This window comes from Pseudomonas sp. IT-P258 (assembly GCF_949767825.1).
In the GTDB taxonomy this organism is placed as follows: Bacteria; Pseudomonadota; Gammaproteobacteria; order Pseudomonadales; family Pseudomonadaceae; genus Aquipseudomonas; species Aquipseudomonas monachiensis.
The window spans coordinates 1-328 of record NZ_CATKPU010000080.1 but is presented as its reverse complement, the minus strand read 5'-3'; the positions used below and the strand labels follow the sequence as shown (position 1 = coordinate 328).

The following is a 328-nucleotide window of genomic DNA, read 5'->3' as shown; positions in this document are numbered from 1 at the left end:
CACCTACGGCGAGGCCTATCACTACGCCGAACCCTACACCGCGCTCGGCGACCGCCATGCCTTCTCCGAAGACGTGCAGTGCGAAAGCGGCTACTTCTATGCACGCCTGCGCCACGAGCGTTACCTCAATCGCCGCACCCGCCTGCGCGGCATGAGCAGCAGCGCCCGCCTGGCGCCGGGCCAGGTGCTGGAAGTCACCGACGGCGCGCCCCAGGCCTTCGCGCCGCGGGCGGTGATCATCGGGCTCAAGGCCAGCGCCGCCCGCGACCGCAGCTTCGAGTGCAGCTTCCAGGCCATCCCCTACGCGCAGACGGTGTGCTTTCGCCCT

1 pseudogene is annotated in these 328 nt (G+C 69.8%); it reads left to right on the top strand.

The features are described from left to right. Positions 1-328 (top strand): annotated as a pseudogene (locus ACM6G4_RS24330) (type VI secretion system tip protein VgrG); the annotation flags it as partial.